The 20,126-nt window shown below is 61.4% G+C and carries 17 protein-coding genes; 5 read left to right on the forward strand and 12 right to left on the reverse strand.

The window, feature by feature from the left end; all coding sequences use genetic code 11:
- Window positions 1-4: 4 nt before the first annotated feature.
- From RIG82_11240 to RIG82_11255, 4 genes are all read right to left on the reverse strand, one after another.
- Window positions 5-871, reverse strand: coding sequence for a carbohydrate ABC transporter permease (locus RIG82_11240; GenBank protein ID MEQ9461512.1), 867 nt, complete (start codon window positions 869-871; stop codon window positions 5-7).
- The gene (locus RIG82_11245; protein ID MEQ9461513.1) at window positions 864-2,255 is read right to left on the reverse strand and encodes a sugar ABC transporter permease; all 1,392 of its coding nucleotides are present in this window, start codon (window positions 2,253-2,255) and stop codon (window positions 864-866) included. The genes RIG82_11240 and RIG82_11245 overlap by 8 nt, the downstream gene beginning before the upstream one ends.
- A 101-nt stretch (window positions 2,256-2,356) precedes the next feature.
- Window positions 2,357-4,030 carry an extracellular solute-binding protein gene (locus RIG82_11250; GenBank protein ID MEQ9461514.1) on the reverse strand — a complete coding sequence of 558 codons (1,674 nt, stop codon included), beginning with the start codon at window positions 4,028-4,030 and terminating at the stop codon, window positions 2,357-2,359.
- A gap of 27 nt (window positions 4,031-4,057) precedes the next feature.
- A complete protein-coding gene (locus RIG82_11255) occupies window positions 4,058-5,566 on the reverse strand; it encodes an alpha-glucosidase/alpha-galactosidase (protein ID MEQ9461515.1) in 1,509 nt (502 codons plus the stop codon).
- A gap of 83 nt (window positions 5,567-5,649) precedes the next feature.
- On the opposite strand from RIG82_11255, the gene RIG82_11260 reads away from it, so the two are divergent.
- A complete protein-coding gene (locus tag RIG82_11260; GenBank protein MEQ9461516.1) occupies window positions 5,650-6,498 on the forward strand; it encodes an AraC family transcriptional regulator in 849 nt (282 codons plus the stop codon).
- Window positions 6,499-6,524: 26 nt separating this feature from the next.
- Complete coding sequence (locus RIG82_11265; protein MEQ9461517.1) at window positions 6,525-7,595, forward strand: aldose 1-epimerase family protein; 1,071 nt, start codon at window positions 6,525-6,527, stop codon at window positions 7,593-7,595.
- 61 nt (window positions 7,596-7,656) lie between these two features.
- On the opposite strand, the gene RIG82_11270 is transcribed toward RIG82_11265, so the two are convergent.
- The 4 genes from RIG82_11270 to RIG82_11285 form a co-directional block, all read right to left on the reverse strand.
- Window positions 7,657-8,535 carry a hypothetical protein gene (locus RIG82_11270; GenBank protein ID MEQ9461518.1) on the reverse strand — a complete coding sequence of 293 codons (879 nt, stop codon included), beginning with the start codon at window positions 8,533-8,535 and terminating at the stop codon, window positions 7,657-7,659.
- Window positions 8,532-9,134: a hypothetical protein gene (locus RIG82_11275; GenBank protein MEQ9461519.1), complete on the reverse strand. Its 603-nt coding sequence runs from the start codon at window positions 9,132-9,134 to the stop codon at window positions 8,532-8,534. The genes RIG82_11270 and RIG82_11275 overlap by 4 nt, the downstream gene beginning before the upstream one ends.
- Before the next feature lie 35 nt (window positions 9,135-9,169).
- A complete protein-coding gene (locus tag RIG82_11280) occupies window positions 9,170-10,324 on the reverse strand; it encodes a tetrahydrofolate dehydrogenase/cyclohydrolase catalytic domain-containing protein (protein ID MEQ9461520.1) in 1,155 nt (384 codons plus the stop codon).
- 431 nt (window positions 10,325-10,755) lie between these two features.
- Window positions 10,756-11,589 carry a hypothetical protein gene (locus tag RIG82_11285; protein ID MEQ9461521.1) on the reverse strand — a complete coding sequence of 278 codons (834 nt, stop codon included), beginning with the start codon at window positions 11,587-11,589 and terminating at the stop codon, window positions 10,756-10,758.
- 79 nt (window positions 11,590-11,668) lie between these two features.
- Between RIG82_11285 and RIG82_11290 the strand changes: the two genes are divergently transcribed.
- Both RIG82_11290 and RIG82_11295 read left to right on the forward strand, forming a co-directional pair.
- The gene (locus RIG82_11290; GenBank protein ID MEQ9461522.1) at window positions 11,669-12,964 is read left to right on the forward strand and encodes a competence/damage-inducible protein A; all 1,296 of its coding nucleotides are present in this window, start codon (window positions 11,669-11,671) and stop codon (window positions 12,962-12,964) included.
- Window positions 12,965-13,049: 85 nt separating this feature from the next.
- Complete coding sequence (locus RIG82_11295) at window positions 13,050-13,766, forward strand: CpsB/CapC family capsule biosynthesis tyrosine phosphatase (GenBank protein ID MEQ9461523.1); 717 nt, start codon at window positions 13,050-13,052, stop codon at window positions 13,764-13,766.
- Here the strand turns inward: RIG82_11295 and RIG82_11300 are convergent.
- Window positions 13,763-14,683, reverse strand: coding sequence for an FkbM family methyltransferase (locus RIG82_11300; GenBank protein ID MEQ9461524.1), 921 nt, complete (start codon window positions 14,681-14,683; stop codon window positions 13,763-13,765). The two genes, RIG82_11295 and RIG82_11300, sit on opposite strands and share 4 nt — an antisense overlap.
- Window positions 14,684-14,755: 72 nt before the next feature.
- The gene (locus RIG82_11305) at window positions 14,756-16,459 is read right to left on the reverse strand and encodes a SpoIID/LytB domain-containing protein (protein MEQ9461525.1); all 1,704 of its coding nucleotides are present in this window, start codon (window positions 16,457-16,459) and stop codon (window positions 14,756-14,758) included.
- A gap of 292 nt (window positions 16,460-16,751) precedes the next feature.
- Between RIG82_11305 and RIG82_11310 the strand changes: the two genes are divergently transcribed.
- Complete coding sequence (locus tag RIG82_11310) at window positions 16,752-17,414, forward strand: PEP-CTERM sorting domain-containing protein (GenBank protein ID MEQ9461526.1); 663 nt, start codon at window positions 16,752-16,754, stop codon at window positions 17,412-17,414.
- A 72-nt stretch (window positions 17,415-17,486) separates the two neighbouring features.
- On the opposite strand, the gene RIG82_11315 is transcribed toward RIG82_11310, so the two are convergent.
- Window positions 17,487-18,530 (reverse strand): tRNA-dihydrouridine synthase, encoded by a 1,044-nt coding sequence (locus RIG82_11315; protein ID MEQ9461527.1) that lies wholly within the window; start codon window positions 18,528-18,530, stop codon window positions 17,487-17,489.
- A 38-nt stretch (window positions 18,531-18,568) separates the two neighbouring features.
- Window positions 18,569-20,044 carry a folylpolyglutamate synthase/dihydrofolate synthase family protein gene (locus tag RIG82_11320; protein ID MEQ9461528.1) on the reverse strand — a complete coding sequence of 492 codons (1,476 nt, stop codon included), beginning with the start codon at window positions 20,042-20,044 and terminating at the stop codon, window positions 18,569-18,571.
- Between the last annotated feature and the right edge of the window lie 82 nt (window positions 20,045-20,126).

The raw sequence follows: 20,126 nt of genomic DNA on the forward strand, positions 1-20,126 counted from the left end.
GGGGTCACCCCTTAACAGCACCGAGTTGTATGCCTTTCACCAGTTGTTTCTGCAGCAACACAAAGACGATCACCATCGGGATAATCGCCATCGTTACCGCCGCCATCATCAAGTGAGTCGCTTGCCCTGACGTCGTATCAAACGCCAGCAGAGCAATCGGCAACGTGAACTTGTAGTCACTCCGCAACATCACCAGCGGCCAGAAGAACGAGTTGTAGTTCCCCATAAACGTAAAGATCGCTAGCGTCACCAGCCCGGGACGAGCCAGCGGCATCACCACCTCCCAGTAAATCTGCCACTTCGTTGCCCCATCAATCTCCGCCGCCTCATCCAGCGACCGTGGAACAGTCAGCATGAACTGACGGAGCAGAAACGTCCCGAACGCCGTGAACGATGCCGGGATGATCAGCCCCGACAGCGTGTCCACCAGCCCCAGACTGATCATGATCTGATAGTTCGGGATCATCATCACCAGCCCCGGCAGCATCATGGTCGCCAAGTACAACAAGAACACAGCGTCCCGACCCGGCCAACGCAATCGAGTGAACGCAAACGCCGCCAGTGACGATGTAAACACCTGTAGAAACGTCACCCAGGTCGCCACAAACAGGCTGTTCACATAAGCCCTCGCGAATGCAACCCGCTCGAACACCTCCGCGTAGTTGATCCACTGGACGCCTCGATCGCCAGGCAACCAGCTCGGCTGCCCCAGATCGCCCGCGTGCTTGAGACTCGTAAGGATCATCCACACAAACGGCAGAACCAGCAGAAAGCCCATCACCGCCAGCGCGATGTTCAACATCAACCCGCTCGCGTACTTTCGCGCATCGGCTTTCAACCTTCGTTGCTCGTGGCTTCGTAGATCACTCATTGACGTACCGATTCCCGAACTTCCAGTTGAAAAGAGTGACACTAAACACCAGCAGGAACAACACCCACGCCACCGCCGAGGCAAGCCCCAGGCGACCTGTCACAAACCCTTCTTCATAAACGTGATAGCTCAGCGTTGTCGTCGCTCCAGCGGGCCCGCCGTTCGTCATAACCCGTGCCATCTCAAACCCGCCCTGCAGCCCCGCGATCGTTGACATCACGAGGATAAAAAACGTCGTCGGGGCCAGCTGCGGCCAGGTGACACTCCAGAACCGCTGGAACCGAGTCGCTCCGTCGATGTCCGCCGCCTCGTAGAGGTCCTCCGGTATATTTGTCAGTGCTGCGAGATAAAGCAGCATGTTGTTCGACCCGATCGCCGCCCACAGTCCCATGATCATCAAGGCTGGCTTGGCAAAGTTCGGGTCATTCAACCAACTCGGCGGCTCAAGCCCATCCGCCGCCATCGCTGGCAGTCGATACGCCACCACCGCTAATCCGAGCACCACAAACTGGCCCACCAGGCTCAGCAGCGCGATCACCAACGCCTCGTCAAAACCCGAGCTCCTGCGTCCGGGGAATCGCTCACCTGATCCTAGCCTTCTGAGCTGATAAAGCAGCACAAACAGAACCATCACCGCCAGCACCCACCACGTCGCCGCCGTCATCAGCCACTGCGACGCCACCACAAACGGGATCATCAACACGATGACCGGAAGCACAGCCGCACGACGGTCGAGTTCGCCATCGAGATACGCCTGCCGCATCTTCCCGAGCCCCCACCCAAGCAGCAACGCCATCACCGCATAGCCCACGAACAGCAATCCCTGCACCAGCACAGGCGAGACGCTCATCACCCCGCCCGCCACGACATCCAGCGCCGGGTCCAACGCTCGGTTCACCGGCCCGGTCTCCCGGCTATACAGCTTCTTCCACACCAGAAAAGTTGGTACGCCCGCCACAAACGATGGGGTATAGAAAATCGTTCTGTAGAACGTGTTGCCCAGCACAGACCCTCCCAGCAGCATCACCCCCATCACCGATAGGAACAGCACGGTCATCGCGGACCACGCCAAACCCGCCGCCGTCAAGAGAACACACCCCACAAACAAACCCAGACTCCCCACAATCCACCCCATCGCGCGCCCGCCCCCAGCTCTGGGGTCCTTGCTCAGCAGCATCGCGAAGTACAGCGAACCAAGCACCGACACCGGGATCGCCAACATGAAGAACAGCGTGTTGCCCAGATACACGATGAACTTCGCATCCCATGAAAACTGATCGCCCACCGAGAACATCTCAACCAGGTTGCCCAAGCCGATGAACTCAAGGTTGCCATCATCCTTATAGGCGTTATGAAGCGTCAGGTCCCAGTTGGTAAACGCCATCAGAAGGCTAAAAAACACGGCAAAAACAGTGAAAATCAACACCCCGATGATGTTCGGGCTTAAAAACAGAAGACCGGCCACCAAGTCCGTTCGCTTGCGAGTCACATCCCACCCCCCGTCGATCCGCTGCTCGCCAAGGGCTCTGCGACCTCCGCCGTCAACAACCCCTCCGATGCATAGTACGCCTTAAGAAACGGGTTGTTGACCCACACCTCAGGAATTGGTTGGTCCGCCTCCTTGAGCGCATCGATCCGCCTCTGAACAGCCAGTCGTCTCTCGTATTCATCGCGCACCGTCGGGTCACGCTCAACACGCTTGCGGATCTCGCGGTTCAGCGTCGCTTCGGTCCGCTCCGCAGCCATTGCCGCAGAGATCATGCCCGCCAGAAAACGATCTCGAAAATCTTTGATTTCACGCTCAACCACCGTCGGCAGCACAAACGGGCTGTACTCGTCGCCGATCGCGATCGTCTCCGCGATCTTGGCAGCCGGCCCGTGCAGTCCCCACTCGTTGGGATAAGCCTCTGGCCGAAGATAAGCCTCGATATGCGTAAACGCAGGATTAGGCGGCAGCGCGTCCGCATCCTCAACAATCAGATTGTTGTAGTCAGCACTGGCCAGATACGCCAGAAACAGCGTTGCCAGCTCCGGGTAATCCGTGTCCTTGTAGATGATCGCCCCGCGCGTCCCGATGCTCGAGTTCGGGAACCCCCCATGAGGCGGCTCCGCAAAACCAAGCTCGCCCAACCGGTCAAACTGACGAAGCTGCAACAGCCAGTACCGCCCGCCTTCGATCATCGCGTACTTGCCCGCACCAAACATCGGTAGGTCCGCTCCACCATAAGCCTGCGCCGATGAAAACGCGTCAATGTCATCAGGCGTTGGCACAATGTTGAGGTCATACATCCACCGCCGACCTCGTTCGAGTGACTCCGCATATCGCGCATCATTCAGCACCGAGGCCGTCATCGTTTCGTTGAACCGTGGCAACCCGACGCCCCGATGCATCCGCACCCAATCGATCTTGTTGAGGAAAAAAACCTCACGACGCGACAGCCCCGCATTCGCCTCATCACAAAAAGCAGCCCCAATCCGCTCAAACGCCTCGAACGTCCAACGCTCAGGCGGAGGATCAAGCCCCAGCGAACGAAATAGCTCCACATTAACCGTCAAAAAACTCGACGAAACATTCCCCGGAAACATGTACTGCCGCCCCTCCACCAGCAGCTCCGGCTCGAGTGCCGCATACGTCTTCGACAGATCAAACCCCATCGTCTTCGCTTGCTCGGTCACATCAAGCAGCACCCCCATCTCAACAAACATGCGCATACTCGACCCGTTGAACACGTCCATGATGTCCGCCGCCACCCCCGACACCGCCTGGATCTTCTGCTTCGTGTCATCCCGACTCGCCGTGTCCAGCCGCACCTCCGCCACAGGCAGCCGCACCGTCACCGGCAGCACACCGGCATCCATCTCCTCTGCGAACAAACCCGCCAGCCCCGGTTGCACCGCAACAAGATCGTCTACCAGCGTCACTGGAATCTCCGCTCGCAACGCCTCTGCATCATCGAGCGATGTGACCACCACTTCCGTCGAGTGACCCGCTTTGATCTGCCACCGATGAAACCGATTGACCTGCTCGCCCCGCGTGGGTGCAGGGTCCGTCACCCAGTACAGCACCGGCACCCGACTCGACAGGTCTGGATAGCTCATGCGCACCGCAGCACTCGAGATCAGCAGCACGACCAGAATACTCGTGAAAAGTGCCTTCATTGACGAATCAGAACCTCACAACCGGATTCAAGCGTACCCCGGCAGGTACTCCGCTTCTGCCTCAAACATCGCCGCCGACATGGCCGTAATCTCCCCAGGCGTACACACCGCCTGACACAACGGGTCCAACAGTAAAGCATGCGTTGCCGCAGATCGGCTTCGCTCGATCGCCGCTGTCGCCGCCAGATCAAAAAAGGCCATATTGCTCGCGCAAATATGACCCATGGCCGCCGGAAGGGCTCCGTATCGAGTCGGTTGTACCCCATTCCCATCCACCAAACACGCCACTTCCACCACGCCATCCCCCGACAGATTCGTGATCAGCTTCCCCGCCTCGCCATGCGCCCGCACCGGCCGATTCATCACATTCCCGTGAATCCGATACGGCACATCCTTCTCGATCGCCTCGATGATCCACGACGCATACTCCCACGACCGCTCGTTCTCGAAGGTCTCCTCTCCCTGAAGCATCCGCTCGCGATGCCCATCACTCGCCGCCCGCCAGGCCGGCCAGTTCGTCGCGTAAAATCGCGAGCCCCCGTGATACCCCAGCCGCAGTAGCTTCCGACCCGCCTCGGACTTTCGGTAGTACGGCAGATACTCCGAGAGATGCCCCGAACTCTCCGTGATAAACGCCCCGAAGTGCAGGCACATGTCCTTCCGAATCAGGTCTTCCTGCTGATATTCACGCCCGACGTCCGCACCCCGCGTCTCGTCCGCCGCATCAAACCGCGCCAACCCCGACGCCGCTTCCGCATGACCCTCGCTCACCTCACGAGCAAACCGCTCGTACAGAACCTTCCGATACAGATCCTCCCCCCGGTGCTCGAGCTTCGTGAACCACGCCAGATGATTGATCCCCGCGCAGGCCCAGTCCAACTCCTCGTAGGGAACCCCCGCGTACTCGGCCAGCAGATGACTCGTCCCCTGCACGCTGTGGCACAACCCCACGACCGGCACCTCCGGCACCCCGCGACCCGCCGCAAGAATCATCATGCTCATCGGATTGGTGTAGTTAAGCATTAGCGCCCCAGGACACAGCTCCCGCATATCGCGCAGGATGTCGAGGAACACCGGCACCGTCCGCAGCCCTTTGAACAGCCCCCCAGGCCCGATCGTGTCGCCGATGCACTGATCCACCCCGAACCGAAGCGGGATGTCGTTGTCCATCTCCACACACGCCAGCCCCGACACTTCCACGCAGCACACCGCGTAGTCCGTCCCCGGCAGCGCCCGCTTGCGATCCGTCTCCGCCCGCACCGTCCACTTCCCCTCCATTCCCATCTGTCCAATCAGCAACTCGATCACCCGCTTCATCAATCCCAGCCGCGTCGTATCGACATCCACCAGCCGAAACTCCCCCCGACTCCCCCCCGGCATCGCCATGACATCCCGGCACAGCACCGGACAGAACATCGACCCCGCCCCCAGAAACGTCACGTTCAGCGGCCTCGGCAGAGTTCCATCAAAACCGCGCGCACCCTCAGCCGTCCGCACATGCCCCTCGTGTCCCGCCTTCTCATGTTGCTTGGCCATACGTCTATTCCTGATTCAATAGATTCGTCGATTCGTGAAATTACCGTTTAGAATGACGTCAAATGCACGTATTCTGTGAGGATATGAGTGCAAAACGTGATATCAGGCCATCCCCCAGGAAAGCCCGCCGCACCGGCCAAGGCCTCTGGCAGGTCCGCCAGTTCGGCCGCGAGTTCAACCCCGCCGGGCGACGCTACGACTTCCACAACACCCGCCGCTCACCCGCCGGTCTCCTGGTCATCCAGGCCTCCCTCAAGGGCCAACTCCGCATCACCGACCGCCACGGCAGTTTCGACGCTCCCGAAGGATCGATCACACTATTCCAATACGCCGACACATCCCACTACTACCGACCAGACCCCGCTGACGGCCCTTATCTCTGCGCATGGATCGGCGTCATCGGCGCAGGGGTTACCGAACACGCCAACGAGCTCACCGCCATCCAGGGCCCCGTCATCGACACCGCCACCGACCCCTCACTCCTCTCCGATCTACAAACCATCATCGACGCCGCAGACCCCCAACAGGACCCCAGCCCGGCCGACCTCGCGGCCAAGGCATATCACTACCTCACTCGACTCTATGACCACGTCAGCCGCCGCCATCAGGCCACCCTCCCACCCGTTGAGCAAGCCGCCGATCAACTCCGCCGACAACCCCTCCGACCCTGGTCCATCAAAGAAATCGCCCAGCGATTCAAGGTCTCCCGCGAACACCTGGCCCGCACCTTCACCGCACGCCACGGCGAACCACCCCACACCTACCTCACCCGCCGCCGCACCGAACACGCCATCCAACTCCTGACCCAGACCTCACTCCCCCTGGCCGACATCGCTCGCCAATCCGGCTTCGCCTCGCACCACACCTTCGCCAGACAGATCCGCTCCGCCACCGGTCAATCACCCTCAACACTCCGCAAACCCCACCGCTAAGCTAACTCTTATCACGGAGTCTCCTCATGAATCATCATCTCAACCCTCAACTCACCGAACACCCCCTCCAACTAGGCGGGATCCGCACCGGCGCCCTCGACCACCCCCAACCCCTCGGCTCCACCGCCACCCGCGTCGCCTTCATCGACACCGGTTCCGGCCTCCGCTACACCGTCGCCCTCGACCGTGGCGGAGACATCATCGACGCCGTCTACAACGACACACCCCTCGCCTACCTCACGCCCAACGGCCTCTCCAAACCCGACCAGGCCCACACCCACGGCATGGACTGGCTCCGCTCATGGGCCGGCGGGCTCATGAGCACCTGCGGGCCACTCCACATCGGACCGCCCAACCCCGACGATCCCAACGCCACCGGTCTCCACGGCCGCCACCACCTCACCCCCGCCGCCGTCACCGCCATCACCAACCCCAACCCACGCCTAGACCAGCACGACTTCTCCCTCCACCTCCGCATCGACCACACCCGAATGTTCGGCCCCTCTCTCTCGATCCAACGCACGATCTCAGGCACCCTCGGCCAGCCGTGCATCGACATCACCGACACCATCACCAACACCGCCGACACACCCATCCCTCAGAACCTTCTCTACCACTGCAACCTCGGTCATCCCCTCCTCGCCCCAGGCTGCCAACTCATCACCAACGCCCGCCGCCTCTCCGCCTGGGGAACCCTTCTCAACGACAACAACCCCGACGCCTACAAGACCATCACCAAGCCCCGCACCGACCACGCTGGCACCGGCGAAGCCGGCATCATCCTCGAACCCAACGCCTCACCAGATGGCACCGCCACCGCCGGTCTCATCAACCCCCACCGAAACCTCGCCCTCACCGTCACCTTCAGCACCACCCAACTCCCATACCTCGCCATCTGGCAACACCTCAGCCACGCCGGCTACGTCACCGGCATCGAACCCTTCATCGGCTCAACCCCAGGCCCAGACTCCGACGGCTCCAACCCCCACCCCACCATCAACCCCGGCGAATCAAAAACCTACACCCTCTCCCTCGAAATCCTAACGACCCCCCAAGCCCTCGAACGATTCACTACCACGGACGCGCCCACGACCTAGCAATTCAGGTCGCGCGAGCCGCCCTGCGTCAGGGCGGCAACTGCCCGCACACAACTACACCTCACCACACCTCAATCACCTCGCTCGGCTCATGCGCCCGCATCAGCCGCTGGAAATCAAACGCCCCCGACCGGATCCGATCCCCCGCCTCCTCACCCGCCAGCAGACGATCCAGCACCAGATCGATCCGCGCCTCTTTCCCCGCCTCCATCAACTGAATCTTCCGCGCCATCATCGGCGTAGGACCATCCACCCCTTCCACCGGCTCCACATCACGATGCAGCGCGATCACCGCCGACTGACCCCGCACACCCACCCGATCAATCCGGTAAGGCGAACCCGTCCGCGGATCAATCAACAACCGCACACCCAATCCCTCAGGCTCCACCAGCCAGTAACCATTGAGCCCCTCCACCGTCCCCCGATCCGGCAACGGCATGATCCCTAACAACCACGGCACGTCCCTTGGCTGCAACGGCACCGGCAACTCCGCAGGCAATACGCCCGACACCTCATTCGCCACCCGCCGATGCACATACACCCGCCCATCCCCCGACTTATCAAACAAATACTCCACCTCCGGATTCATCCCCGCCCACAACCGCACATGCCCCAGCTTCCCCACCGTCAACGCCAACCGATCCGGCCGGATCACCAGCAGATTCCCGTCCCCTTGCTCGCTCCGATGCTCCTTCGCCTCAATCCACTCGATCCGCAGCGTCGTCGACGCCCAGACCCGCCCCAACTCCGCCACACGCTGATTATGACGGGCCGCGACCTGCGCATACGTCGGTAACGGCTGCCCGGTCACGATCGCCGAAGGATTCAGGTCCTCCGGGATCACCGACTTCGGGCTCCTCTTGCAACCCGACACCACCAGCACCACCGACAGCACCAGCAGGGCCGTCGCCACACGATGCCACGCCGAAAAACCGCTCACGAATCGATCTCCACGATCTGACCCAACTGCTCGATCAACGACTCCACGTCACTCTCCGCCAGACCCGGGTCCGCCACCTCGATCACCCGCCCCTCATCCCACTTGCCCATCGGCCCCTTCGCCGGATCCACCTTAGGCGTCAGCTGCCACACCGTCTTCACCTCCCCATCCTCCTCATGCCGCTCCGCCCCGTCGTACCGCAGCAGCTTCTTCCGCATCAACACCAGCGCAATCACATGCCGCAGCGACTGCCGCCGCGAATCGTCCGAATCCCCCAACCGATCGAGCAAGTCCAGCAGCACCCGGTCATCCACCCAAGGCGACCGCTTCGCACTCGGCTCCGGCTGATGCGTCTTCCAAAACGAAAACACTCGCTCCGGCCGAAACCCACCCTCCCAGGCCTCAGCCCCCACATCGACCCGCCCAAAACCAAGCGTTGGCGGGCCAGAGGCGTTTGCAGAATCAGTCAACACGTCAGCAGGGGGGGCCTCCACGAGCACCGCGTAATACGCCTCGCCCGGCTCAAACGCACGCCCCGTCGAGGCGCAAAGCCCCGTCGCTCGCGGCAACTCATACGATGGCTGATTCAAACTCGACAAAACAGGCTCCCTCCATGGAGCAAGAAGTCACTCGGTCAAAGCGGTGCCTTCGCCGCCACATTCCGCACATGCATCGGCCGACAGGTCGCCGCCTGATGCTGCGCGCGATTCGATCGGTCCCCCGTATGCGTGATCACCCAGCCATTCGGATGCCCCTCATCCCCATACGCCTCCCGCTCGATCACCCGCCCGAACGCATCCATCCGCACCAGCTTTGGGTCCTTGCCCGCGATCGCCCGAGCCTTCGCCCAGATCGACTGCACAAACGCCGGCGAATAATCACCCGACCGCTCCACCGACACCACCTGATCATCCAGATCACCCAGCCCCGCCTGACGCGCCGCCCCCGTCACCGTCTGCTCCATCAGCACCGCCAAAGTCATCGGACCCACACCCCCAGGCACCGGCGTGATCATGCTCGACTTCGCCAGACACGCCTCATAATCCACATCACCCATATTCCCCGACGGACCCGGGTTAAACCCCGCATCAATCACCACCGCACCCGGCTTGATCCAGTCACCCTTCACGAAGTTCGGCTTGCCCACCGCCGCCACCACGATGTCCGCCCGCCGAACGTGCTCCGCCAGGTCCTCCGTCCGCGAGTGCGTGATCGTCACCGTCGCGTTCGCCTGCAGCAGCAGCATCGCCATCGGCCGCCCCAGAATCACGCTCCGCCCGATCACCACCGCGTGCTTCCCCTCGATCTCCACCTCGTAATGCCGCATCAGCCGCATGATCCCCCCAGGCGTCGCCGAGTCGAACCCCCGCAACCCGAACGTCATCGTCCCAAAGCTGTGAAACGTCACCCCGTCCACGTCCTTCGCCGCACCAATCGCCTCAAACGCCACCCGCTCATCAATCTGCCGCGGCATCGGATGCTGCAGCAGAATCCCGTGGATCTTCGGGTCCGCCGCCAGTTCCTTCACCTTCGTCACCAGCTGCTCCGTCGTCGTCGAGGCCGGAAACTTGATCTTGATCGACTCCATCCCCAGCTCATGGCAGAGCTTCCCCTTCCGATCCACATACTTCTCCGACGCCGGATCATTCCCCGTCAGCACCGTCACCAGACAAGGCGTCACCCCCGCCTCCTTCTTGATCCGCCCAATCCGCGCCCGACACCGCTCCAGAATCATGTCCGCCACAGGCTTCCCCCGCAGAATCACCGGTCCATCGGCTTTTGCTTCCATCCCCCAAGTATAAGCCCTCCCCCGCCCCCTCACCGAACCCCGCGAAGCCTTGGCGAAGCAGGGCCACCACCCAAACGAGCCCCACCCGGCAGGCTGGGGGCCCAAACCCTCCGCCCTCGAAAACAACGGGTGGCCGGGATCCGGCAAAGCCGGCCCCCGGATCCATGAACCGCACAACAAACCCTCCAACGAGCCCCACCTGGAAAGGTGGGGTGGTCGCATCCCACCCTCTACATCAATACGCGCAACCCACCATCACCCCACCCCCTCGATACGAGCCCCAGGCGCCAAGCCTGGGGTCAAAACCTCACCGCCTCCAACAACCACCCCAGCGCGACACAGCCTGAGGCGCAAGACTCACGGCACCACAAACCTTTTCGTCAAGTGTTACAGCCAAGATCAACCCAAAGAGATCATTCGCAAATCGTAAGCTAGTCATTCAGACCATTGAGCTTCAACCTAACTACACCTCGACCATCGAGAGCCGGCTGAAGGCCCCCAACGACCTCTGCTGGCCGTTCGATTCGATAGGAAGAATCTTCAAGAATCTCTTCAGTACTAACACCTGAGTAGTATACTTCAGATGGAATACTGTATGCGATTAGATAGGATTCAGCATATTGGCTGATATCTCCATATTCTCCACCCTTTGCGTACGATCTAATCATAATATAAATTCTGTCTACCTTAATAGATTTAGCGCCTCCGTAACTAGTAAATGCAACAAAGCGATTGGCCTCATAAGCCTCACGCGTCAAAAATCGATGCGATGTGATTAGATCATTAAGCTTTCTTCGGTGCTTTCTAGAAGAATAATCTCTTTCGTTTATATAGATTTCAATAAGACCAAAATTCTCAAAATCTTCTTTATAATCAACATAAATACGATACCGCTTCTTGTCCACACGAATAGGCCCATCGTCATATATTTGACCCCATAAGTATGGTCTTACCGTTACACTGTTGCCATATGTCTCAGATGTGAGTTCGGAGACATCGATTGAATCAATAAAATTATCCTCAAGGCTACGCATATCTGCGCATGACGCCATAAGCATGGCTAACGCCACGATAAGCATATTAATCTTAAGTCTTAATACAGAGACCATCAGCATGTTGATGTGCTCCTGGTTGCAGCGATGCTGATTCAAGCAGCTTTCTGCTGAGCCTGTTGAAACTAACGTCGCCAGCAGTTCTCCAGTGGCCCAGAACCCCCTCCAGCCTACCGCACTGCCACCCATAACCAAACCCACGCTCATAACCACCCCCACCCCCTCCACCTCAACTCTCCTCTCCAATCTCCCCTCTCTCGCCGACCAACGCCCCACCCCCTATCCTCCCCCCATGCCCATCACCTCCGCCGCCATCCTCGCCATCGGCGACGAGCTCGTCCTCGGACAGACCGTCGACACCAACACCGCATGGATCGCCCAGCGCCTCGCCGCCCGGGGCATCATGGCCAACCTCCACCTCACCGTCCCCGATGACCACCACGCCATCCGCGACGCCTTCCTCCAGGCCGCCGACACCGCTCCCTGGGTCATCGTCACCGGCGGCCTCGGGCCCACCGCCGATGACCTCACCCGCTTCGCCCTCGCAGAAGCCATGGGCGTCGACCTCGTCGAAGACGCCGACGCCCTCTCCACACTCAAAACATGGTTCGAGGGCCGCGGGAAACCCATGCCGCAGCGTAACCGCGTCCAGGCCATGATCCCTCGCACCGCATCAGCCCTTCCCAATCCTGTCGGCACCGCACCCGGCATCCACGCCAAACTCAACAACGCCCAGGTCTTCGTCATGCCCGGCGTCCCCCGCGAACTCTTCGCCATCTACCAGGAGCGCGTCGAGCCCACCATCGTCGCCGCCAGCGGCGGCAACATCCTGATGACCCGCAAGATCAACACCTTCGGTGTCGGCGAGTCCGCCATCGGCGAAACCCTCAGCGACCTGATGACCCGCGACGCCAACCCGACCATCGGTACCACGGTCTCCGGCGGCGTCGTCTCTGTGCGCATAAGAGCGAGTGGAACGAGGCACGATGACGTCGTTTGTTTGTTGAGCACGGCCCAAAAACAGGTCGAAACACGCCTGTGCGCACTGGTTTATGGCCTCGATGACACCCTCCTGCAGGACGCCACCATCGCCCTCCTGCGCGAGAAGAACATGACCGTCGCCACCGCCGAGAGTTGCACCGGCGGGATGATCAGCGCCTCCCTGACCGACGTCGCAGGCTCCAGTGCCGTCTTCCTCGGCGGGTTCGTGACCTACGCCAACGACCGTAAAATCAACGACTTAGCGATCGACGAAGACACCCTCAGCAACCACGGCGCCGTCTCCGCCGCCGTCGCCCGAGCCATGGCCCAGGGCGCCCGCCAGCGCACAGGAGCCGACATCGCCATCGCCACCACTGGCATCGCCGGACCCGAAGGCGGAACCCCCGACAAACCCGTCGGCACCGTCTGGTTCGGACTCGCAACCCCTTCTGAATCCTGCGCTTACCACGCCAAACTCCGCGGCGACCGCGCCATGATCCGCAACCGCTCCAAGATGATCGCCCTCCAACTCATCCGCTTCGCAACCATGGGCGAAGACCCCGCCCAGATGGACTGGCTCACCGCCGATTCCGCCGTGGTAAAGTAAACCGCCACAAGAGGATAGCACCATCGCGGAAGACCCCGCCCAACCCGCAGACACCCCTGAACCGCCTCTCCCCAAGGAGGGGCGCATCGATGTCCACGCCCACCTCATCCCCGACATCGACGACGGCTCCCGCAGCTACGACGAAACCGTAGTCCTTGTCCAGCGACTACTTAAAGCCGGCTACACCGGCTCCGTCTGCACCCCTCACATCTGGCCCCAGCTCTTCCCCAACAACATCCCCGCCCGCATCGAAGACCTCGTCCGCGGTCTGCGCGCACACCTCACCAGCGTCGGACTCGACTACACCCTCTGGCCCGGCGGGGAACTCCGCCTCTTCGACGGCGTCGTCGACTGGATGCAGGACTACGGCGTCCCCACCCTCGGCCCCTCCCGCGCCGTGCTCTGCGACTTCTGGGAACACACCTGGCCCGGCTATGTGGATGACACCTTCAACTGGTTGCTCGCTAACAACTACCACCCAGTCCTCGCCCACCCCGAACGCATCCCGATGGCCCAGGGCCTCGAACCCCATCTCGACCGCATCCACGAAGAAGGCGTCCTCCTCCAGGGCAACCTCCGATGTCTCACCGGCGAGGAGTCCGACCTCTCCCGCGAACGAGCCAGGGCTTACCTCACCGAGGGCCGCTACGACCTGCTCGCCCTCGATGTCCACCGCGCCGACAGCCTCAGCGGGCGTATCGACGGCATCGCCGTTGCCAGCGAGATGATCGGAGCTGATGAAGCTGATCGGCTCACCTGCCAAGCTCCCCGCCAGTTGTTATCAGATCAGCTTGGCCGCTAGCCACGCAGGCTGAGGTTGCTCATATCAAGAGGGTCGATCGGCGCTTCGAGCAACCCAAGGTCTTTACTCGCCATCAGGTTGTTGTCGGCGAGCTGAGACAAATCCGCCAGCGTGAGTTGCCGGTATCGCCCGCCCTTGACCGCAGGGTCGCGCGCCCAGCCGAACAGTCGGTAACCGTGCTCGGTGAGAAGGTTAAACGTCCCGATCGCTGGCTCGACGCCATGGGTCGCAATGACCAGGTGCGGGCTGTGCTTAGCGAGGGTTTCCGTCGCCCCCTCAAGCACCATGACCTCAGCACCCTCGGTGTCGATCTTCATCGCCGTCGGCGCCGGCTCGCTGCCCTCGGCGACAAAGGTGTCGAGTTTGAGCATGCGCACGGCCTCCGTCATGCCGGGCAGCCCGGCGTTTTGCCGGCCTTCCGCAGGCTCCCCGCCTGAGACACGGTCGAGAACCGCGGAGCCGTCGGTGATGTCATCAACCTGCAGCAACTCCTCGCCGTCGGTGTCCCCCAGAGCGATCTCATGCAGACTGATGAGGTTGGGACGCGGGCAGAGTTCGATGTTCCTCCTCGCCAGGTCGATGTTCTGCGTCATGGGTTCGAAGCCAACCACCTTGCTGACGGCGAAGTGCGAAGCGATAAAGCGCGCGTAGTAGCCGATGTTGAGACCGACATCGTAGAACACACCGTCGGGCTCAATGATGCGTTCGAACATGGCCAGGCCGCGGGCATGCCCCCTAAGCGCCTGTTTGCCCCAGAGCCAATGGTGGCGCTTAAGCCGAAACTGGAAGGGCCCGAGGTAGTCAACCTGGGCGGTGACCTTGATGTCCGGCATCGCGTAGCGAAGGCCACGCGCCACGGAACGCAGCGTGTTTGACGAGCGAATGGTCTTGTAGATCGGGAGATACCAGCCAGCCATGATGCTCCGTCCGGTGAGAGTCTGTCCACGCGACCTTGCGTGGCTTCACAGGATAGCGTGGAGTCACGGAGGCTAGCGTCTTCGGATCATCGACAGGATCGACAGCGAAAGTAAGCCGGCACTGGCGGGTTCTGGCACGAGGGCAGAGTTCCCGAAGTTCGAGGCAAGCAAGGACAGGTCGATCAGATCGACGACCCCGTCGCCATTGAACTCGCCTTCAGTCCAGACACGGCTGCTCCCAAAGCGCGATGCGAGGATAGAGAGGTCGACCAGATCAACGGTGCCATCCAGCGTGGCATCTCCGAAGAACGAGCCGTACAGGTCCTCAATCCAGACCCTGATGTCATCAAAATCGGCGTCGAAGTCGCCATCAACGTCGTAGTCGGGGTCGCCGAGGTTGGCGACGAGGAGGTTAATATCGACCTGTGTCAGAGTGCCGGTGTTGTTGAAGTCGCCGGGCAGTGCGGGGACGGCCTGGGGGTCGTAGAAGATATCGTCGAGCAGGACCACGGCGTCGGAGTCGCCAGTGATCACAATGGAATCGAGCGAGAAGCGGTCTTCGACGGCACCGGACCCGGTCCCGCCTCGGCCGGTGGATCGAGAAAACCACTGGTCCGGGTTATCGAGGAACCACTCGTATTTACGCCACTGCCCATCAGCGACGACGTTCTTGATGAGGGATGACTCGGTGTTCTGCTCGTTCTCGTCGAGGTGGAGCGCGACCTGAAGCCCTGGTGTGGTGGTCTTGAGCCAGAAGCCGATTGATCCGAAGGCATCGAGTAGGACATTGCCCGCGGTCTGACCGGCGAAGCCGGTGGCGAGTGTGGCTCCGGCCGCGTGGCGGTAGATGAAGCCGTCGTTCTCGCTGTCTGCAGCTTCATCGAGATCGATGGTGATCTGCTGGGCGGACGAGCCCTGCTGTGCATCCGAGGTAAAGCCGAAGGTGGTACCAGGCCCGAGGTCGCTGTTGGTGACTTGATTGAGCAGCGCGTCGTTCCCGAAGTAGCCCACGTCACCCTCGAAGTCGGTCAGGCTCCTGCGGTTGAAGATCGGCGTAGCCCCCTGATCAACCTGCTCGAGTTGGATGTCAGCCCCGTAGTAGTACTTGAGGATGTCGATGTAGGAGTAGCCCTGGTTGCCCATGTAGTTGGCACCGTTCTGACTCTTGGCGCCGCGGTTGCGATAGAAGGGGTTATTGGGATTGCCCTGGAATCCGAGCGGGGTACCGATGTTGTTGTTGCCAAGATCGCCGTTCTCCCAGGTGTAGGTGACCCATTTTTCAGTGTCGGTGGGGTCGCTGGAGGCAGCGGTCGCCTGAGCGATGCTGCCGGGAACGATGGTCCCTGCTGTAGGGATTGAACCGGCGACGTAGAAGGCTGCGATCAGGGTGTCGGAGAAGGTGAGGATCTCACCTTCGGTGGCGGCCATGGCGTCGTAATGCCGCTGCTGGGGGAGTCCGCGGTTGGGAATGAAGTAGACCTGATCGTTGGTGCCGTTGGCGATGCCGCCAGACGTTTCCATCTTGTAGTACGCATAGGTGCGAGCGGCGACGGCCTGGGCCTTGAGGGCCTCGGTGGAGGCGGCTCCGTTCTCGAAGTAAGTGACGTAGGGGACGTACTGGGATTCGGTCGGGATGCTCCCGAACCCCTGAACGAAGATCGTGTTGAGTGCCGAAGGCACGGCTAGGGCAGTCGAGGCTGGCAGAGCACAGGCTGCGAGCAGCAGGGCACGGGAGATCGTTAAGCTGGAGAGGAGGGAGAAGGCGGGTGAACGCATGCCTGGGCTCCGAGTAGTGAAAGGGCTTGGAAAGCTTGAATATTATACCTGCGCCGACGGTACGGTTTGGCGCGGCGATGCGGGGTGCATCTCACGGGCTATCCATGACTTAGTGAACCTCATAGGTTGCTGGGGGGCCAGAGAATCTTTATAAGACTTTGGCTTGGCGCTGACAGGTTCGTGGTATATTCTGAACGTATAGGGACGAGTGATCCCTATTCAGTTGTGCCTGTCGTTTCTCGTGGTGTAACAAGCCACGACGTCAAAATGTTCCTAAATGGAGGATGAGAAGATGAAGAAGTTTGCTCTTGCAATGGTTGCTTCGCTGGCTACGGCTGGTGCGGCTCAGGCGGCGTTCCTGATCGAAGTTGATACCGATGGTCTCGATGACGGTCCGTTCACGCCGAGTGCCAACTTTGCATTCGGTGGTGACACCGGCACCGCCAGCACCAGTGTCGCGGGCACCGCTGTCGGCCTGACCGGCGGCGATTCGCTGTTCGGTGGCGACGGCTCAGCCGTTGACACCTACACCTACAGCTACACGCCCGGCACCGACGCTGACAACCTGGTCCTGGCTGCTGGCACGGCTCTGAACAACGCGGGTTCCTTTGCCACCGGTCTTGCTGGTGGTGCGAGCGACACCTACACGTTCTACGCTACCTGGCCCGCGACCACGAACGTCTCGGGTGGCGACACGACTTTCACGCTCAACGGCAGCGACTCTAGCTCGGTCGTGCTGGCCGTGCTTGATCAGAACGGTAACGATGGCACTTGGGTCAAGCTCGGCTCGGCTCCGCTGACTGCTGGTGTTGCCTACACCTTGGTCCAGGAGTCTACCGCGGCGACCTTCGTCTCGATGCGTGCTTCGGGCGTCCTCATCGAGGTTCCTGAGCCTGCTTCGGCGGCTCTGATGGCTCTGGGCGGCCTGGCCGCTCTGCGTCGTCGCTCGGCGTAATCCGCTGAGTCTCGACTCACTACATGATTGATGCAGCCGCCCCTTTTGCGAGGGGCGGTTGTTTTTTGGCCTTCATGCTGCGGCAGGTTCGGGGGTGTCGGCCATGCGAGCGACACCAGCGGCCCAGAAATCACGGAACTGACTGCCTGACTTAACGTCCTGAACGTCGCGGCGGAGTCCGGGCCAGGGCTGGAGGTGGGCGGAGTACCAGGACATCCGGCGTTTGATGGTGTTAAGGGCGACCCGTTCGTCACGCATGCGGGCGAGGTTCTCGAAGTGTTGGAGGACCAGGGCGGCTCGCTCGGGTCGGCTCAGAGCCGGGGGCATTTCGCCGGTGGCAAGGTAGCAGGCGGTGTCACGGAAGACCCAGGGCTGACCGAGGGCCCCGCGACCGATCATCACGCCATCGCAGCCGGTGGTGTTGAACATCTGCTCGGCGTCCTGAGGGCTGGTGATGTCGCCATTGCCGATGACGGCGACATCGGGATGGTAGCGCTTGACGGATTCAACGACTCGGGTGATGCCATCGAGGCGGACCGAGCCGCGGAACTTCTGCTCGGTGGTGCGGCCATGGACGGTGATGGCGGAGACCCCCGCGTCTGCGAGTGCAGGGGGGAGGGTGTCGGTGATGAGGCACTGATCGTCCCAGCCGAGACGGATTTTCGCGGTGAGCGGGACGCGGTGGGGTTCGAGGGTTCTGGCGAGGGCCTGGATGATCTCGATGGCCAGGCAGGGCTCGGTGAGGAGTTTGGAGCCGCCATTCTTCTTGGTGACCTTGTCAACGGGGCAGCCCATGTTGAGGTCGATGGTGGTCGCGCCGTGCTCAACAGCCCACAGGGCGGCGGCGCTGAGGGTATCGGGGTGGCGGCCGTAGAGCTGCATACAGACGGGCTTGTCTTCAGGGCAGGTAGCGGCGAGCCAGAGGGATTTCTGGGATTCGTTGAGCAGCGCTTCGGGACAGAGCAGGTCGGTGCAGGCGAGCCCGACCGTGGGATGTCCTTGATAACCGGGGACAGAGCGGACGACGAGGCGGAAAGCCAGGTCGCAGTAGCCAGCGATCGGTGCGAGCAGCAGGGGGGAGGCGGGCTGGAAGGAGCCGATGCGCAGCGTCCTCATGGTCCGGTCCTCGGGGGGAAAAGCTGGGCGATGTTTGGTTACGACGCTGCTGCGGCGGCCTTGTTCCGCTTGGCGGTAGCGTCGGCGAAGAGCTTGCGGGCCTCGCCAGCGAGGTAGAAGCTGCCCGTGACGACAATCAGGTCGTCACGGCTGACGGCGCGCCCAGCGAGCTTGACGGCTTCATCGAGTCTATCGGTTGTCTGGGCCATCTTGCCCGAGAGCAGCCCGAACTTGGTGAGGAGATCGGACGACTCACAGGCTCGAGGGTTGCCCTTGGCCTTGGTGAAGATCAGTTTGTCGGCCCCAAGCGAGAGTTCTTTGAGCATGCCGTTGACGTCCTTGTCCTGGCCGGTACCGAAGATCACGACGAGCGAGTCGTAGCTGATGTGGGCACCCAGAGAGCGGATCAGGGCCTGGATCGAGGAGGCGTTGTGGGCACCATCGATGACGACGCGGGGCTGGGACCAGACCTGCTCCATGCGGCCAGCGATCTTGGTGTCGGCCAGCCCGCGGATGATGTCTTGCTCGGCCATGGCAAAGCCGTGCGGCTTGAGGCTGTCGAGTAGGGCGAGGGCGAGCCCGCAGTTGTGCGCCTGGTGTTCGCCACGAAGCGGGACCGCGAGGTGGTCGAACTGAGAGTTTTCAGTCGTGAGGCAGACGCGCGTGTGGGGGCCGAGTTCCCGGCTGGCTTCAAAACGGTATGAGAAATCCACGTCCTTGCCGTTGAACTTGAGAGGAGCACCAACCTCTTCGGCGACTTCCTTGAGGACCGCGGCCACCTCAGGCGGCTGCTCGATGGAGAAGGCGGGCACGTCTTTCTTGAAGATCCCGGCTTTTTCACGGGCGATCGAAGCGAGGTCGTTGCCGAGCCACTGGGTGTGGTCGAGGGAGATCTGGGTGATGCCGGTGGCGAGAGGCGTCACGGCGGTGACCGAGTCGAGTCGCCCGCCGAGGCCGGTTTCGAGGATGGCGACATCGACGGCCTGCTCGGCGAAGTGAATCAGCGCGGCGGCGGTCATGATCTCGAAGAACGTCGGCGGGATGTCGCCAAACTTCTTCTCGACCGAGGCGATCTGCTTGAAGATCTCAGCGGCATCGTTGTAGCTGATGAGGCTGGAGTTGATGGTAATGCGTTCGCGGAGGTCAACGAGGTGCGGGCTGGTATAGAGACCGGTGGTGAGCCCGCAGGCGTCGAGCATGCTGGCGAGCATGGTGCAGGTCGAGCCCTTGCCCTTGGTGCCAGCGACCTGGATCGCCTTGAGCTGCTCGTGGGGGTTGCCCAGGAGATCGAGGAGCTTGCGCATCCTGTCGAGACTGAAGGTCTTGTCGTCATACTTGACCAGACGCATGCGCTCGTGGTCGGTGTGCTCGTAGAGCCATCGCATAGCGGTGGTGTAGTTGGTGATGGAACTCGCGGTGGACTTGACGCCTGTAGAGGCTGAGGTCCGGCGAGAGGATGACTTCCGCGGCGTGGTGCTGCGGGCACGAGCAGGCTTGGATTTAGCGGTTGGCATCGCGTGATTGTATCAGGTTGACGACTAAACTGCAAACGAACAGTTATAAAACAAGCCTAGGCATGACTTTGCGCTCGCTAGG

This window comes from Phycisphaeraceae bacterium, assembly GCA_040222855.1.
GTDB lineage: Bacteria > Planctomycetota > Phycisphaerae > Phycisphaerales > Phycisphaeraceae > Mucisphaera.

Bases quoted from the DNA above. Each gene is read 5' to 3' on its own strand.
- RIG82_11240 (MEQ9461512.1), bottom strand. From the start codon at position 871: ATGAGTGATCTACGAAGCCACGAGCAACGAAGGTTGAAAGCCGATGCG.
- RIG82_11245 (MEQ9461513.1), bottom strand. From the start codon at position 2,255: ATGGCGTTTACCAACTGGGACCTGACGCTTCATAACGCCTATAAGGAT.
- RIG82_11250 (MEQ9461514.1), bottom strand. From the start codon at position 4,030: ATGAAGGCACTTTTCACGAGTATTCTGGTCGTGCTGCTGATCTCGAGT.
- RIG82_11255 (MEQ9461515.1), bottom strand. From the start codon at position 5,566: ATGGCCAAGCAACATGAGAAGGCGGGACACGAGGGGCATGTGCGGACG.
- RIG82_11260 (MEQ9461516.1), top strand. From the start codon at position 5,650: ATGAGTGCAAAACGTGATATCAGGCCATCCCCCAGGAAAGCCCGCCGC.
- RIG82_11265 (MEQ9461517.1), top strand. From the start codon at position 6,525: ATGAATCATCATCTCAACCCTCAACTCACCGAACACCCCCTCCAACTA.
- RIG82_11280 (MEQ9461520.1), bottom strand. From the start codon at position 10,324: ATGGAAGCAAAAGCCGATGGACCGGTGATTCTGCGGGGGAAGCCTGTG.
- RIG82_11290 (MEQ9461522.1), top strand. From the start codon at position 11,669: ATGCCCATCACCTCCGCCGCCATCCTCGCCATCGGCGACGAGCTCGTC.
- RIG82_11300 (MEQ9461524.1), bottom strand. From the start codon at position 14,683: ATGGCTGGCTGGTATCTCCCGATCTACAAGACCATTCGCTCGTCAAAC.
- RIG82_11305 (MEQ9461525.1), bottom strand. From the start codon at position 16,459: ATGCGTTCACCCGCCTTCTCCCTCCTCTCCAGCTTAACGATCTCCCGT.
- RIG82_11310 (MEQ9461526.1), top strand. From the start codon at position 16,752: ATGAAGAAGTTTGCTCTTGCAATGGTTGCTTCGCTGGCTACGGCTGGT.
- RIG82_11315 (MEQ9461527.1), bottom strand. From the start codon at position 18,530: ATGAGGACGCTGCGCATCGGCTCCTTCCAGCCCGCCTCCCCCCTGCTG.
- RIG82_11320 (MEQ9461528.1), bottom strand. From the start codon at position 20,044: ATGCCAACCGCTAAATCCAAGCCTGCTCGTGCCCGCAGCACCACGCCG.